Source organism: Roseburia hominis A2-183 (assembly GCF_000225345.1).
In the GTDB taxonomy this organism is placed as follows: Bacteria; Bacillota; Clostridia; order Lachnospirales; family Lachnospiraceae; genus Roseburia; species Roseburia hominis.
This window is the reverse complement of record NC_015977.1, coordinates 2,379,794-2,396,553: the sequence shown is the minus strand read 5'-3', so window position 1 is coordinate 2,396,553 and position 16,760 is coordinate 2,379,794. Positions and strand designations below refer to the sequence as shown.

At 49.4% G+C, this 16,760-nt stretch carries 10 protein-coding genes; 8 read left to right on the top strand and 2 right to left on the bottom strand.

Features of this window, described 5'->3' with window-relative positions; all coding sequences use genetic code 11:
• Positions 1-1,308: 1,308 nt before the first annotated feature.
• The gene (locus RHOM_RS10730; protein ID WP_014080334.1) at positions 1,309-2,913 is read right to left on the bottom strand and encodes a L,D-transpeptidase family protein; all 1,605 of its coding nucleotides are present in this window, start codon (positions 2,911-2,913) and stop codon (positions 1,309-1,311) included.
• A gap of 313 nt (positions 2,914-3,226) precedes the next feature.
• On the opposite strand from RHOM_RS10730, the gene RHOM_RS10725 reads away from it, so the two are divergent.
• The 6 genes from RHOM_RS10725 to RHOM_RS10700 all read left to right on the top strand — a co-directional run bounded on the left by RHOM_RS10725 (position 3,227) and on the right by RHOM_RS10700 (position 11,115).
• A complete protein-coding gene (locus RHOM_RS10725; protein ID WP_014080333.1) occupies positions 3,227-3,919 on the top strand; it encodes a phosphatase PAP2 family protein in 693 nt (230 codons plus the stop codon).
• A gap of 676 nt (positions 3,920-4,595) precedes the next feature.
• Positions 4,596-5,453 (top strand): NAD(+) diphosphatase, encoded by an 858-nt coding sequence (nudC, locus tag RHOM_RS10720; RefSeq protein WP_014080332.1) that lies wholly within the window; start codon positions 4,596-4,598, stop codon positions 5,451-5,453.
• A 166-nt stretch (positions 5,454-5,619) separates the two neighbouring features.
• Positions 5,620-7,029, top strand: a complete 1,410-nt coding sequence (locus RHOM_RS10715; RefSeq protein WP_014080331.1) for an efflux RND transporter periplasmic adaptor subunit — start codon at positions 5,620-5,622, stop codon at positions 7,027-7,029.
• A gap of 20 nt (positions 7,030-7,049) precedes the next feature.
• The gene (locus tag RHOM_RS10710) at positions 7,050-7,730 is read left to right on the top strand and encodes an ABC transporter ATP-binding protein (RefSeq protein ID WP_044024676.1); all 681 of its coding nucleotides are present in this window, start codon (positions 7,050-7,052) and stop codon (positions 7,728-7,730) included.
• The gene (locus RHOM_RS10705; RefSeq protein ID WP_014080329.1) at positions 7,730-9,058 is read left to right on the top strand and encodes an ABC transporter permease; all 1,329 of its coding nucleotides are present in this window, start codon (positions 7,730-7,732) and stop codon (positions 9,056-9,058) included. The genes RHOM_RS10710 and RHOM_RS10705 overlap by 1 nt, the downstream gene beginning before the upstream one ends.
• A 155-nt stretch (positions 9,059-9,213) precedes the next feature.
• Positions 9,214-11,115: an EAL domain-containing protein gene (locus RHOM_RS10700; protein WP_014080328.1), complete on the top strand. Its 1,902-nt coding sequence runs from the start codon at positions 9,214-9,216 to the stop codon at positions 11,113-11,115.
• A 613-nt stretch (positions 11,116-11,728) separates the two neighbouring features.
• Here RHOM_RS10700 and RHOM_RS10695 read toward each other — a convergent pair.
• On the bottom strand, positions 11,729-13,729 hold the full coding sequence (locus RHOM_RS10695; RefSeq protein WP_014080326.1) for a beta-galactosidase: 2,001 nt from the start codon (positions 13,727-13,729) through the stop codon (positions 11,729-11,731).
• A gap of 282 nt (positions 13,730-14,011) precedes the next feature.
• On the opposite strand from RHOM_RS10695, the gene RHOM_RS10690 reads away from it, so the two are divergent.
• Together RHOM_RS10690 and RHOM_RS10685 are read left to right on the top strand one after the other, a co-directional pair.
• On the top strand, positions 14,012-15,019 hold the full coding sequence (locus tag RHOM_RS10690) for a LacI family DNA-binding transcriptional regulator (RefSeq protein WP_014080325.1): 1,008 nt from the start codon (positions 14,012-14,014) through the stop codon (positions 15,017-15,019).
• Positions 15,020-15,424: 405 nt separating this feature from the next.
• Positions 15,425-16,732 (top strand): extracellular solute-binding protein, encoded by a 1,308-nt coding sequence (locus RHOM_RS10685; RefSeq protein WP_014080324.1) that lies wholly within the window; start codon positions 15,425-15,427, stop codon positions 16,730-16,732.
• Positions 16,733-16,760 lie beyond the last annotated feature (28 nt).

Genomic DNA, 16,760 nt, shown 5'->3' with positions numbered 1-16,760 from the left:
TTTAACCTTGTTTTCCATCTTGTTTTTCCATCTCTTACGGGCAGTAGCAAAGCCAGGCGAGCCAGTCAACGGTCAAGATGAACGGCGCTTTCAGCGCCGCCGTTGACAGTCTCGCCCGTCTTTGCTAATGGGTAATCAAGGCGGGAAAGCCATTTTAGGGCTTTCCCGCCCATTTCAATTTTGGGAGAAGAAAGGCCCCAAAATGAACGAGTGCGGCCAAACACTTTTAGGGATTGGCCACCTTGTCCACCCATCCAGCGGGGCGGCGGGGAACGGTCAAGGCCGGGCGTCAGCCCATTCATTTCAGCCTTGACGGTTTCCTGCCGTCCTGCTACTTTTCCCGGAGTGTGGCCACACATCTGGTCACGGTGTCCAGAGCTTTGGGACTTTTTGTCCCATAGGCCGGGGGCGGAGGACGAGGGACGGGGGCTTTCATAATACGCCCTGTCTGCTGCTGAAATCAGCCCTTTGTTTCCGGCTTACCAGCCCCAAACAAAGCCCTGCTTTCCTGCCGCGTCAAATGCCCTTGCCCTCCCCGGCGGCAACGGTATTTTCAGGGCAACGCCGACAGAGCGTATAACACACTACACTTTGCTCCGCAAAGTCGTGTGCCAAATGGGGCGCTGCCCCCTTTGGAAACCCCCGCAACAAACAGGTGCTATGCACCCAGCCGGGAGCATAGCGCCGTTTGTTGTCAGCAGCCCGTTTCACGGTCTGCGTGTAGTTCCTTGTAAACTGACCTAAGTAATATTATAAGAAACACACTTGAGGATTTCATGTGGAAATGCAACTGGGAATTCGTTGGAGAAAAATGTGAGCATTTCTTCCGACGGAATGTTTGCATCTGATTCCGTGTCTCTTCCACGTTTGGACAATCCGACGGGGCATGTCCGACACACCGGAGACAATGGGCGGACTTTCTGGCAGCACTAACTGCACTCCCTCGTAGACATGATAAAACCGCGCGAACAGAAACTCGTTGCCACCTGCTATTGAAATTAAGGCAGGTGACAACTCAGACATCTGCTTCGCGCGGTTATGTTTTACTGCGGAAGTGCAGGTAAGTGCTGCACGAAAGTCCTACAAATTGTCTCCGGGATGCGGACATGACCCGCGGAGTGCTCCAAACTTGGAAAGACACGGATCATCGAAGATGCAAACATCCGGCTGGTTAGAAATGCCATATTTTTTGATCCGAATTTCCACCTGCATTTCCATCTGAAATCCCGCGGTGTGATCTTCTGATAATATTACTTATCACCCAAAAGAGGTCTATGCTTATTGCGACAATTCCATGCGGCAGACAGACTACATTCCCGTCTGCTCTCCCGCCGCTTTGATCTGTGCCAGTGATGCCTCGGCTGCCACGAGCACATCGTAATTTGTCACATTCGCCTTTGTAGAATCCGGCAGAGCATCATACTGGCTGCGCGCTGACGCGATGACTGTCTCACTGTCCGCCGTTACCTCACCGATGGAATTGATCAGATCAATCACGGTCTGCACATCCTGCTGCAGCTGTGCGGCGCTCTCTGTTCCCGGAAGCGTGTACACCAGTACCGGCCAGCCCTTCTCGATCGTATTGTAGATCGTCTTTGCCACGGATGTCGGCAGATTGATGCATCCGTGCGATCCGTTTGTCTTATAAATATTCCCGCCGAAGCTTTTTCTCCAGCTCGCGTCATGCATGCCGACGTCTCCCGCAAACGGCATCCAGTATTTTACCGGCGTCGCGTAGTCCTCTCCGCGCAGCACGGCATCCGTGGTCGTATAGGTCACGCTGAACGCTCCGGTCGGAGAACCGTGTCCCTTTGACAGATTTCCCGATACAAAATCGCTGTCCACAACCAGACTTCCGTTCTTGTATACAAACAGATGCTGCGATGTCAGGTTGATCTCCACGTAGGAATTGCCGTAGTCATTCTCGCCATGGCTGTTCGCCGTCTGGGAATAGACCGGCTCTCGCTCCACACTCTTGCCGGACTTGATGTCCTCAAGCAGCTGTGCCACCTCTCCCTCCGTGTCAATCTTCCAGCCGTAAGCGCCGTTTGAAATCGTCACTTCCGGTCCGTAAGAAGTCTTTAACGTCTTCGGTTTGTACGCGGTATTATAAGTCTTGGCAAGTCCCTTGACATAGTCGAGCACCGCCTCCTCGTCAACCTCCAGTTCACCGTCCAGAACCGAAAGCCACTCGCTGATCGTACTGCCGTCCACAACTTCTGTCTGATCCCCGAAATCGTAGGTGACCGTCGATGCAACGTACTGGTTTAATTCGTCGATCACGGCGAGAAGATCTTTGTCGTCGTCTCCCACCGCCGGGTCCACATAACAGCCGTTCTTCTCCAGGTCGAGTGTGTCCTCCAGCCCTTCCACGGCTTCTGCCACCGCGTTTTTCAACGCTGTCTCATCGATCGTCGTTCCGTAATCCGCCGGGACAAGCGTATAGCCGTCCGCTGCGGAATAGCCGGAACAGGACGCATCCACCGGCTTTCTCTGATTCTCCTCCTGCATGCAGGAAAGCGCTTCGATCGTCCCGGAAAACTTTGTGTCGTCAAAGGCAACCGTTTTTTCCAGTTCCAGTGCACTCTTTCCAAACAGAATCACCGGCCATGCGAAGGCGTTCTGATCCGCCAGCAGTTCTTCTATCTCCCCGTGGAAAACCGGCGCCGCGCCGATCTGTGATGCCGTGATGGTCTCCGTCTGATCCTCGCGTTCCACCAGAGTCAGCTCATATCCTCCGATCTCCTCCTCTATGAGCTGCTCCACCTTTACGGTGCTGCATCCTCCCACTTTAATGCCATCTATCGTAGTGCCAAAGCAGAAGTGGCTCTGGAAAAACACCGCGAATCCGATATAGCAGACTGCGAGTATTCCCAGAATGACTGCCGCGGTAATCCCGATTTTCTTTTTCATTTTCTGTTTCCTTTCCTCTTATCGTAAACATTTATATGCCTGTTCTTTCAGTGAAAACACATGGTTTATTATAAATGACCCTTTTTGTTTGTCAACAACTTCCCCCAATCGTAACAATTATGTAAAATCTTCGTTTTATTTCTTATTGTATAAATGCACAAACGATCTTTCGATGTATGAACGTTTTCTTAAATTTTAAATAATCTTTCTTAAAAAAAAAGAAAGCCGATTGTCTCGCAGAAATGCGTGTGCTATAATCGCAAACGTGAAGAAATTGGATATACTGCTATTTATTATAGAAAGGATGGATATTATGAAACCAGAACTTCGTCAGAGAATCAGTGGCTTTATTGATCGAAACAAGGCTCTGTTTCTTTTATCTTATTTTGCAATCTATCTTCCATGGTTTGGTCATCTCGAGAAGACCGTCACCACACATTTTCATGTCATTCACACCGCGCTGGATGATTACATTCCGTTCTGTGAATATTTTATCATCCCCTACCTGTTATGGTTCGGCTACGTCGGCTGGGGCATCGGTTATTTCTATTTAAAAGACCGTTCCGAATATTTCCGGCTGTGCGCAATGCTGTTTACCGGAATGACAATTTTCCTGATTGTGTCCACCATTTATCCGAACGGACATTACCTAAGACCGACAACCTTTGCGCGGGATAATATTTTTGTACATATCGTCAAGTGGCTGTACGCTTCCGACACCGCGACGAACCTGTTTCCAAGCATTCATGTATACAACTCGATTGCGGTCAATATTGCGGTATGGCGTTCCGATGCGTTCAAGCACAAACACGCAATGCGCTGCGGTTCCGCCATCCTCATGGTGAGCATCATTCTCTCAACCATGTTTTTAAAACAGCACTCCGTCTTCGACGTTGTGACAGGTATGATTACAGCAGCCGGCATGTACATGATCGTCTATGTCAACAATCCGTTCCGTCTTCCGGTTCGTCAGGAAAAATATGAGCAGAAGCTGCATCGGATCTGACCCTGAGTAAAGCCGGACGGCGACTGATTGTACCATTTTCTTTTAAAAAGATAAGTAATATTATTAGAAGATCACACCGCGGGATTTCAGATGGAAATGCAGGTGGAAATTCGGATCAAAAAATGTGGCATTTCTAACCAGCCGGATGTTTGCATCTTCGATGATCCGTGTCTTTCCAAGTTTGGAGCACTCCGCGGGTCATGTCCGCATCCCGGAAGACAATTTGTAGGACTTTCGTGCAGCACTTACCAGCACCAAACAACGGATGGCATAAATCAGCCATCCTTATGTTGCAGTAAAACATAACCGCGCGAAGCAGATGTCTGAGTTGTCACCTGCCTTAATTTCAATAGCAGGTGGCAACGAGTTTCTGTTCGCGCGGTTTTATCATGTCTACGAGGGAGTGCAGTTAGTGCTGCCAGAAAGTCCGCCCATTGTCTCCGGTGTGTCGGACATGCCCCGTCGGATTGTCCAAACGTGGAAGAGACACGGAATCAGATGCAAACATTTCGTCGGAAGAAATGCTCACATTTTTCTCCAACGAATTCCCAGTTGCATTTCCACATGAAATCCTCAAGTGTGTTTCTTATAATATTACTTATCAACGCAAAGCATGATATGCTTATTGTGACAGTTTTTTGTTTCATGGAAAATTATGTAATAAAGGAGAGACGAAATGATACAGGATATTTTACCACTGCATCTGCAGAATCAGTACGAAAAAAAACAGCCGGACGATACCAGCTATATGATGATCTACAGGGAGAACAAGATCCTTGTAAGGGAGGGAGAGACGCTTGCCTTCCTTACTTACCGGGAACTCCGGGAGATCTGTGAGACGGCGGGAGAAATGGCGCCGCAGAGCATCTATCTGTTTTCCGTTGGGGAGGAGACGTATTTTCTGACGGAACTGCCGGAGCATCTCACACCGGAAGGATACTGTTTTGAAAAAATGTTTGCGGTGCGGTCGGGAAAGCCGAAGGAGCACATCCTTGCGGCTGCCACGGCATGGCATCTGTACGAGTGGTATCGGGATAACCGGTTCTGCGGAAGATGCGGACAGAAACTCATGCACAACGGAACGCTGCGGATGTTATTCTGTCCCGCATGCGGCAACCAGGTGTTCCCAAAGATCGCACCGGCGGTGATTGTCGGGGTGACGGACGGAGAGTATATTCTGATGACAACCTACGCCAACAGGGAGTACAAACGGTACGCGCTCATCGCTGGATTTACGGAGATCGGGGAGACGGCGGAGGAGACGGTCATGCGGGAAGTGCAGGAGGAAGTCGGTCTTAAGGTGAAGAATATCCACTATTATAAGAGCCAGCCGTGGGGATTTGACCAGAACCTTCTTCTTGGTTATTTCTGTGAACTGGACGGAGAGCGGGATATTGTGCTGGACACGGGAGAGCTTGCGACAGCGGAGTGGGTGCATTATTCGGATGTGCCGGAAGATCCAGAGGGGCTGTCGCTGACCAGAGAGATGATGTCTGTATTCCAGAAAAATTTTACGTCTGAGAAAATGTCTTGACAGTCAAATGAACATACTGTATTATTACAATAGTACAAAGAAACTTTAAAAAAATGGTAGGATTTCCTAAGAATTCTTAAGTTTTACTTAAACCCATTTTTTTTTGAGGGGTGATAATGATACAATCACCATAAATTTGTAAAATACAGGTAAGGGAGAGACGAGAATGAAAGACAAGAAGCAAAAAAACGAGCAGAATGCAGGCGCGATAGCAGCAAAGCCAAAGAAGAAAAAGAAGGTACTGATCGTTGTGCTGGTTATTGTGGCAGTTCTGGTGGTCTGGATCGGTATATCCATACATAACGCGACCAAGCAGGTGGCGATGGCGGTGAATACCGTGGAAGTGGAGCCGGTACAGAAGAGGGATCTGTCCGATACGATTTCGGTTAAGGGAACGGTTGCCGGAGCCAGCAGCACGAATGTGACGTCAAAGGCGGCGTCCGAGATCACTTCCATGAATGTGCAGGTCGGCGATATCGTGAAAGAGGGTGACGTCTTATGCACACTGGACTCCACGTCGATCGAGGAGAAGATCGCAGACTTAGAGAAGTCCATGTCGAATGCGAATGCGGTGAGCAGCATCAATACACAGCAGGCGGCGGACGCCCTGCAGCAGGCGAAGGATGACCAGACAACGACGCTTGCGGCGGCGCAGAAGACACTCGACCGCGCAAAGGACAGCTACAACGGCGCACAGATGCTCTACGATCAGGGACAGGCGGATTTCGCTGCACTGCTCGCTGCCAAGCAGGCGGTGGAGGATGCGCAGACTGCTTATGATACGGCAGTAGAGACCACCAACCGTGCGATTGAGACAGCACAGGAGGCACAGGAGCTGAACAAGTACAAAGACACCGACACGACATCCAAGGACACACTCAGCAATCTGAAAGAACAGCTGGCGGACTGCGAGATCACAGCGCCGTGCGGCGGTGTGGTAACAGCGGTGAATTCCAAGGTCGGAGACATCAATGCAGAGAAGAACGTCATCATGACGATTGAGGATACGAGTTCCTTAAAGATGGTTGCAACCGTGCAGGAGGCGGATGTATTAAAGCTTCAGGAAGGCATGGAGGCAACTGTGACCGCAGATGCGACGGGTGATGAGCAGATCAAGGGAACCGTGACCAGAGTGGTCCGTGTGAAGAGTCAGGGCACGACGGGAAGCGACGGCAGCACGACTTCTGCCGGTGGTTATTCCATTGAGATCGCGCTCGACAATCAGGAACTTTTAATCGGAATGGCTGTGAAGGCAAAAGTCATGATCCAGGCAAAGGGAGAAGTGCTGGCAGTTCCGTATGATCTGATCCAGTATGATGACAACGGGCAGGCGTATGTTCTTGTGGCTGAGGCGGACGATGGCGGAAACGCAACCGCAGTGCGCAGGAATATCACGGTCGGCGATGAGGTGGATTATTATACAGAAGTGACCGGCGGTGATCTCGCAGAGGGAGATATGCTGATCTACGACACGACATTTTCGATAGCCGAGGGACAGACATTTACACCGGAGCAGATGTATTCTGAACAGGATATGGGACTGACAGACGGTACAGGTACGGAGGTTAGCGAATAGTGAGTGAACCAGTAATCCGAATGGAAAAAATTGTAAAGACATATTATGTAGGTAAGCCCAATGAACTGGAAATCCTGCACGGAATCGATCTTACCGTGAACCAGGGAGAGTTCGTTTCCATCGTCGGTGAGTCGGGTTCCGGAAAAAGTACATTGATGAATATCATTGGAGTATTGGATAGACAGACCTCCGGCAGCTATTATCTGGAAGGACAGGACGTCAACGGCATGACGGACGAGGTGCGGAGTGCGGTCCGCAACCGCAGAATCGGCTTTGTGTTTCAGAACTTTAATCTGCTGCCGAGAGCCAATGCATTGAAAAATGTCATGGTGCCGCTTATATATGGTGAGGAAAAGACGAAGAATGCGAAGGAGCGTGCGATGGAGATGCTGGCGATGGTGGGAATGGACGGGCGTGCAGATCACAGACCAAATGAGCTCTCCGGCGGACAGAAACAGCGTGTGGCGATCGCCCGCGCGATGATCAATGATCCTGCAATCATTCTGGCGGATGAGCCGACCGGAGCGCTGGATTCCAAGACCGGACATATGGTCATGGATCTGTTTCATCGGTTACATGAAGAGCAGGGGAAAACGATTGTACTCATCACACACTCCCAGGAGCTTGCGACGGAGACACAGCGTATTGTTACCCTCTTAGACGGTGAGATCGTGGGGGACAACAGGGGAGGTGAGCACTGATGTTTTTTGAAAACATAAAAGAGGCAATCATCAGTATTCTGTCGAACAAGATGCGTTCACTGCTCACGATGCTCGGTATTATTATCGGTATCAGTTCCGTTATCATCATCACGACGATCGGCGGTTCCATACAGAGCACCCTGACCGCGACAATGAATTCCCTCGGCGGCAACACAGTTTCCGGCTATGTGGAGGCGCGCTATCCGGAGGACGATGCAGACTGGGATACCTGGATTTATCCGGATATGACACAGAGTGATTATGTGTCACAGGAGATGATCGATGAACTGGTTGCGCAGTATCCGGATGAAATTCAGGGTATCGCTGCCGAGAATTATCTTGGAGGCGGGCAGATCAAGGATGAGGCGGATTCCGACAATTATGCCAATGTCAGTGTGGATGGCATGACACCAGAACAGTTCGAGTATATGAAGCTTGAGATGCAGGCGGGACGTAATCTTACCAGGGCAGACAATCTGGGGAAGAAAAGAGTCTGCGTTGTTGCGGATACGATGGCAAAGAATTATTTTGGAGACAAAGACCCGATTGGCGAGACGGTATCGGTAACAATGGACGACGGATCGATCTATGATTTTGTTGTTGTAGGTGTTTACAAATACAATGCGGCACTGTTTGGAAAAGTGGATACATCTGTCAGAGAAAAGGATCGTTCCACTTATATGATGATTCCGATCCAGACCAGCTTCAAGCTGCAGGGGGCAGATAAGACTGGTTATGAATACTTTAATCTGCTCCTGACGCCCCTTGCGGATGTCAACCAGGCAACGGAAGATATCCAGAATTATTTTGATGAGGTATATCAGAACAATACGAATTTCCATGTGACAGCGAGCAACATGCAGTCCAGCATGGGCATGATCAACACGGTGCTCAATGTCATCACGATTGCAGTATCCGGAATCGCAGCAATCTCGCTGATCGTCGGCGGTGTCGGTGTCATGAATATCATGCTTGTGTCGATCACGGAGCGGACGAGGGAGATCGGTGTGCGTATGGCACTCGGCGCAAAGCGGCGGACGATCCGTATGCAGTTTGTCATTGAGGCGATCATGCTCTGCTTAATCGGCGGCATTATCGGTATTCTGATCGGTGTTGGTGTCGGAGCACTGCTCGGCCAGGCAGCGAAGTTTGTGATTGCCAATATGTATTCCGAGTATTCCAATTACATTATTATGCAGGTGCATCCATCGGCAACTGCAATTTTACTGTCACTGTTCTTCTCGATGCTGACAGGAGTGTTCTTCGGTTATTATCCGGCGAACAAGGCGTCAAAGATGGAAGTTATCGATGCACTCCGCTACGAATAGGCGTGTGCAGCCAAAGATGACAGAAAAAGGGGCAGAGAAGCTTTACCGCTTCTCTGCCCCTTTGCTGTCATTTTGCGTGAAAAAATTGAAATCTGCTGTCAATAAATGTATAATGATAATATAAAGGGAAAATGATCGAAGGGGAGAATGAGTTTATGACGGATGTTTTGTTCTATCAGAATTATACTTATGTAGCCGATATCAGCGCGATTGTGCTCTGCATCATCTGCTGGCTGCTGTTGCATTCTTCCTATACGGTAAGAGAGAAGAGCCTGATTATCTTCAAAGCGGGAACGGTTTGCCTGATGATGGCGACGGTCTGCAGTATCAGTTTCCATACAGCAATCACACGGATTACAGAATCCCGGAAGATTCTTATTTATGTGTTACAGGATGGGATATATCTTTTACTGATTCTCACGTTTGTGCTGCTCTGCAATTACTTCGGTACACTTCTTAAGCTGGAAGAGAGACCGGCAAGACTCTTGGGCGCGGTATCCTGGGGCGGCTATGCGGTGTTTGCTTTTCTTGAGATCGGATCACCGTTTACGCATCTGGGTTTTTATATCGATGCAGATCTGATGGTTCATCAGAATTTCTATTTTGATCCGTTTCGTTTTGCCTATATTTATTACTGTATCGTTCTTGTCGTTGTGCTTTTTACGTACCGGAAGAAGTTCGTGCTGAAAATGCTGCGCTGCCTTGCCTATATTTTACTGTTTTCGTTTGGCATGATTGCACTGGAGGCAGAATATGTATCTACATCTTATAGCTGCATGGCACTATTACTTCCCTATATGGGAGTGCTGTTTTTGTTTCATTATACATCTTACGACAGGGAGACAGGAACACTTGATGCTGGTGCGTTTGACAGCTATCTGAGAGATGTGGGGGACGATGATTTTTCTGTAATCTTCATGGGATTCCCGGAAACCAATCTCAAAAAGATACCAGAACTTCCGCGTACGATTCTGACGTTTGCGGAGAATTATTTCAAAACATTCTGCCTGTTCCGTCTGCAGGATGATAAGCTTGCACTGGTGTATCAGAGACTGAGTAATAAAGCGGAGAAAAACGGAAAATATAACATACAAAAAACGTTTGAGCGTGTGTGTAAAGAACATGGACTGGGCTACCGGGTGCTGATTGCACATGCAGATGACAGGCTGCGTGAGGCAGGTGAGTATCTGGCGTTGAATGAGTTTATGGAAGAGAAAATACCGGTTGGCGCGGTATATGAGTGTCAGAATAAGGACATCATAGAATATCGGAAGGCATCTTACATATTAGGCGAATTAAAGGACATCAATGCACACTGCGACTTGGAGGATGAGCGCGTTAAAGTGTACTGCCAGCCGGTGCTAAATACACGTACCAACCGGTTTGCCTCGGCGGAGGCGCTGATGCGGCTGGAGCTGCCGGAAACAGGAATGGTATATCCGGATCAGTTCATACCGATGGCAGAGCGGCACGATTATATTCATACGCTCAGCAAAATCATCTTAAATAAAACCTGCCGCCAGATCAAACGCCTGGAGCAGGAGGGGTATCAGATCGACCGTGTTTCCGTTAATTTTTCTATTCTGGAATTCCGCAGAAAGGAATTCTGCAAGGATGTCATGGACATCATCCGCCAGAATGAAATCCCGTATGAAAAAGTTGCGATTGAACTGACGGAGAGCTGGAATGAGACGGAATTTGACAACATTAAGAATACGATTACCAGTCTTCAGAAGCTGGGAATCAAATTCTATCTGGATGACTTTGGAACGGGCTACTCGAATTTCGAGCGCATTATCGGTCTGCCGATCGATGTGATCAAGTTCGACCGTTCGCTGACTATTTTGGCAGGGAAAAATGCAGAATCCCGCTATATGGTTGGAAGCTTTTCCGATATTTTCAAGAATTCGCACTATGAGATTCTGTTTGAGGGTGTGGAGAACGAAAAAGACGAGGATCAGTGCAAGCAGATGAATGCACTGTACCTGCAGGGCTACAAGTATTCCAAACCGATACCGATCGAGGAACTGACACGCTTCCTGGGGCGGGCGGTGTAGAATACATCCGGCGTGCAAAAACCCCTCAGCGCATCTCGGGGGTACGGAAGAGGAAAGCCGGGACAGGTTAAGAACAGAATGATAAAATGTTCCGGGTGGAACTTGCCGGCAGCAGTTCTGATCACAAAATCCGGCATTTCTAATCCACACCGCGCCTGGCATCCCCGATGATCCATGTCTTTCCAAGCTTTGAACACTCCACGGATGTGTCCGCAACCTGCAGACAATTTTAGGATTCTCGTGTGCCTCTTATGGCACTGCTGAAAAAAACATAACCGCGCGAAGCCGATGTTTGAATTGCCATCTGCCCTGTTTTTAATAGCAGATGGCAACGAGTTTCGGTTCGCGCGGTTTTATATTGTCTGTGAAGCAGTGCCATTAGAGGCACTAGGGAATCCGCTCATTGTCTGCGGTTTGCCGGACACATCCGTGGATTGTCAAAGCGTGGCAAAGACACGGAATCCGATGCCAGGCGCGATGCGGAAGAAATGCTCAGATTTTGCTCCAAAGAACCGCCGCCGGCAAGTTCCACCCGGAACATTTTACCATTCTGTTTTTACCTGTCCCTGCTTTTCTCCGCCGTGTCCCCGGGATACACCGGGTTTTTAGGCATCTATGATTCGACGACCGCCAGCCCCCAGGGAGCCAGTGTCAGGACGGCACCGGCGGCAACCGGGGTGTCGGTTAAAAGATCGGTGCCCGCATTTCCGGTGTGGATCACTGTCCGCGGTTCTCCCGAATAGTTGAAGTAGTAGCACAGATTTTTGCCAAAATCGTTTGTGCCGCGCTTTACGATCAGCGGAAACTGCGGTGTGTCTTCGGAAAGACCTTCATACCCGTGTCTGGAGAGGTAGGATACGAGCAGCGGCTCCAACAGTTCATCATCGAAGAAAGCGCCGAGGTAGAGGGCGGAGCCCTTCTGATAGGCGTTCTCGGTCACGGCGGCATAACTGCCCCAGAATGGATGGTCATAATGCGCGAGCGGCGTCGCGGTGTCACAGGTGACAAGCTCCATCCAGTCGTGTGTGAGGGCGCTCCTGCCGTCTGTGGTGGCGATGCGGACATTCTTCGGGTAGGTGAACTGGTCGTAGTGAATGCCAAGGCACCTACCAAGAAGATGTGGCTGTACGTCGTGGTGGATTTTCAACTGTTCGTCGGCGAAGCCGGTGCGGAAAGTGGCGATCAGGTGTCCGCCTTCTGCCACGTAGCGGTCGAGCGCGCCGAGGAGATCGTCGGATGCGGCATAGAGCGCCGGAACAACGAGAAAATCATAGGCGGAAAAATCGCGCTCGCCGGAAGAGACCATGTCAAACTCGATGTTTCTGCGGTACAGGGCGTCGGCAAGCCAGCGCATCACGGCATTGTAGCTGTGGTCACCGGTGGTCTCAAGCGGAAACTGGCGCAGCCCCGCCAGGGAGAGATTGTCCAGCAGGATGGCGACGCGGTTTTCCTTTTTCAGATTCATGAGGTGTGTGCCGATGCGCTTCCACTCCGCGCCGATTTCGCTGGCTTCCCGGTAGGTGGCATTTTCGGAAAAATCGTGGGAAAGCACGCCTTTCCAGTAGCTTTCGATCGCATTGTGGATCGAGTGCCAGTGCCAGTACATCACGCTGTTGGAGCCATTTGCAAGGTGGCTGTACGCCTGCAGGCGCAGCTGCCCCGGATAGGGGAGCCACGGGGTCAGACCCTGCGCCTCTGTCTCTAAGATCAGATAATTGTCCTTCTTTAAGCTGCGCGCAATATTTCCGCATACAGTGATCTCAGCTCCGGTCAGGTCGTCCTGCGAAGGATGGTAAATATCGGCGCCTGCTACGGTCATGCAGCGGGCGGCGTCATACTGGTCGACCTCCGGCTGATAGCCGTAAGAGTGATCGGTCCAGTCAAAATCAAAATTCTGCGTGATGAACTGGTCGTCACGTTTGTACTCTTTGATAATGTCCGATTGCCAGGAGAGGAACTCTGTGACGAGGGAGCGCTGAAAACGCTGAAATTCTGCGGCAAGACTCTGGTTGATCGTGCCGCGTACATCCGGAAAATCCGCCCAGTCGTTCACGCGGTTGCTCCAGTAATCCAGACCGAATTCACGGTTGAAATCCAAAATGTCCGGGTATTTTTTCTTCAGGGAAGCGACGAACATCTGCTGAACCCGCGGACCTGCCGTCCCGTAGCTCTTGGTCTCGTTGTCCAGCTGGAAGCCGATGATGTTCGGAACGTCCTTTAAGTGCTCCATCATGGCGCGGATGATGCGCTCGGCGTGATAACGGTAGCCGGGGTGCGTGATGTCCATGTTCTGACGGTGACCGTAGAGCTCCTGCCCGTTCGCAGTGACGGCGAGAATATCCGGGTATTTGCGCACCAGCCAGGTCGGAATCGCGTAAGTCGGGGTTCCGATGATGACGGAAAGATGATGCTTTGCGGCGGTCTGTATCATGCGGTCGATGCAGGTAAAGTCAAAGACGCCGTCGGACGGCTCTAAGGTGCTCCAGGTGGACTCGGCGATGCGGATGGTATTCATGCCGGCACGCTCCATCATTTCCATATCTGTCTCCAGACGGTTATACGGCAAATATTCCAGATAGTAGGCTGCTCCAAAGAGCAGGTGATCTGTTCTCATATCGGGTGATCTCCAATCTTTTCTAAAATTTTCTATAAGAAGTAGTTGTTTTGCACATGCTGGCACAAAAAACGTGCAACCGCTTGCGCTTTTTCATTATATCATCGCAAAAATGAACTGTAAACAACAGAAAGTACCGTAAATACTGCAAAATATGAGAGCACATTTTTGGTAAAAAAGTGGATTGATTTTTCTGGAATTGTGTTTGATAATAAAAAAAGATTGCGCAACCAGCGCAAAATTAAGGGAACTCCGGACGATAGTCCAGAGTTGGAGGTTACTATGGAGAAGGAAGAGAAAAAAGATATTACCATTGCGGACGTAGCGGAGGCGTTAGGGGTTTCAAAGACAACGGTTTCACGCGCAATATCCGGAAAGGGAAGAATCGGGAAAGAGACCCGCAAGAGGGTCATGGAATACATAGAGGAGCACGATTATAAGCCGAACGCTATCGCCAAGGGATTGGCACAGTCGAAAACGTACAATATCTGTGTGGTAATGCCGCGCGATTATGAAGTGGTGGACTGGAATTTCTTCCAGCGCTGCCTGTTCGGCATTCAGGAGATGGCGGAGACCGTCGGATACGACATTCTGCTTACGATGTGTCAGATGAATGACATTTCCTCACTGGAGCGGATTGTTGCAAATCATAAGGTGGACGGTGTGATTCTGATGCGTACCTTTCTGGAGGATGCACAGATTGAATTCCTGCAGCAGAAAAATATTCCGTTTGTGACGACAGGAAGTACGAATTATGAGGGTGTAATCCAGATCGACCACAACCACAGAAGTGCCTGCCGGGAATTGACATCCATTATTTTAATGAAGAATTTAAAGCGGATTGCACTGATCGGCGAGGACGAGGGATACATGGTAACGCACAGCCGTCTGCTCGGATTCCGGGACGCCTATGAACAGCAGGGGGAGACGCTCGATGAGAATCTGCTGTATTTAAGCCCGGAAAACCGGGTGCGCGTCGATCGGACGGTAAAGGAGATCCTGGAACAGAATGTGGACTGCATTCTGTGCATGGACGATGCGGTGACCAGCAGGGTTTTAAAGGTACTGCGGGAACAGCACGTCAGGGTGCCGCAGGATGTGCGGGTGGCATCTTTTTATGACAGCACGATTCTCGAGAACCATGTGCCGTCGATCACTTCGCTTGCTTTCGATGCCAAGGAACTTGGAAAAGTGGCGTGCCGGACGCTTTTAGATCTTGTGGAGGGACTGGAGGTAAAGCAGAAGACATTACTTCCATATGAGGTCGTACTCAAGGAATCCACGAAATAGTGCACACCGGGCAGTGCGGATTGTGTCGGAATACGGTGTCTGACACGCCGGAAATGGTGCAGGGAATGGGAAAATCAGCAAAATCGCTCAATATGCGCTTGAAATGTTGGAAAATATAAAGAAAACAGTGGAATATGCTTGGAATATTCGGGTTTATCGGTTGCACAAAAATAATGAATGATTCCACGAAAAGCTGATATTTTTTTAAAACTTGTGCATTTGTGCCAAAAAAAAAAGCAAATTTATTATAAAATATAAACATTGACATCAAAACAGGCACGTAATATACTTTAATCATAGAACAACCGATTGCGCAATAAGATGCGCAGTACCGCAGGTACGATACGGAATTGGGCATGCGGCGTTCTGAAAAAGTTTTGAAAAAGAAAAGGGAGGATTTTCAAAATGAAGAAAAAAGTTTTGAGCGCATTATTATGTGCGAGCATGGTAGCAACCATGGTAGCCGGATGCGGCGGAAGCAGCAGCGAGACAACAGACAGCAATGCAGCAGCAGACAACAGCGCAGCAGACAACAGCGCAGCAGCAGGTACTGAGGAAGCAGCAGCTCCTGCAGCAAGCGGAGACACCATTGCTTTAAGAGTATGGGCCGCTGAGGAAGACCAGACATTAACCAACGAGCTTATTGAGCAGTTTAAGGAAGCAAATCCGGATCAGACATTTGACATTACAGTTGGTGTAGAGTCTGAGGCAAATGCAAAGGATGATATCTTAGTTGATCCGACAGCAGCAGCTGATGTATTCGCATTCGCAAGTGATCAGCTGATTGATCTTGTAGATGCAGGTGTATTACAGGCAGTACAGGATGTTGATACCGTCTCCAGTGAGAACGTAGCAGGTGCTGTTGAGGCAGCTACCGTAGACGGTACATTATATGCTTACCCGATGTCTGCTGATAACGGATACTTCTTATATTATGACAGCAATGTTGTAACAGATCCGACCAACTGGGATGCAATCCTTACAGACTGTGCAGCAGCAGGCAAGAAAGCCGGAATGGTGCTTGCAAGCGGCTGGTACAATGCAGGTTTCTTCTACGGAGCAGGATTTACAACAGTATTAAATGATGACGGAAGCACAGCAATGGACTGGAACGGAACATCTGCTGACGGTATCAAGGGTACCGATGTTGTAGACGGTATGCTTGCAATCGCAACAAACCCGGCATTCTTACCAATCACAGACGGTGATACAGCAAACCAGATTGCAACTGGTGAGCTTGGTGCTATCGTTTCCGGTACATGGGATGCAGCAGCAGTACAGGAAGCATTCGGTGATGGATATGCAGCATGCGCACTTCCGACTTATACATGCGCTGGCAACCAGGTTCCGATGGGTTCTGCAGCTGGTTACAAGATGATCGGTGTTAATGCAAACTCTGCACAGGTTGGCTGGGCTATGGAATTAGCAAAGTTCTTAACCAACGAGCAGAGCCAGGAGACACGTTTTGCTGAGAGACAGATCGGACCGTCCAACATTGCAGCTGGCGAGTCTGATGAGGTTAAAGCAAATGTAGCAATCGCTGCAGTTACCGCACAGAATGGTGCTAACGGTGTTGTTCAGATAGTAGGCAGCGGTTACTGGGATCCGTCCAAAGCATTTGGTGAGATCATTGCTCAGGGTAACCCGGACGGAACAGATGTACAGACATTGCTGGATAATCTGGTAGAGTCTGCATCACAGCCGACAGAATAAGCAGTAACACGATTTTATAAGAGTGTAT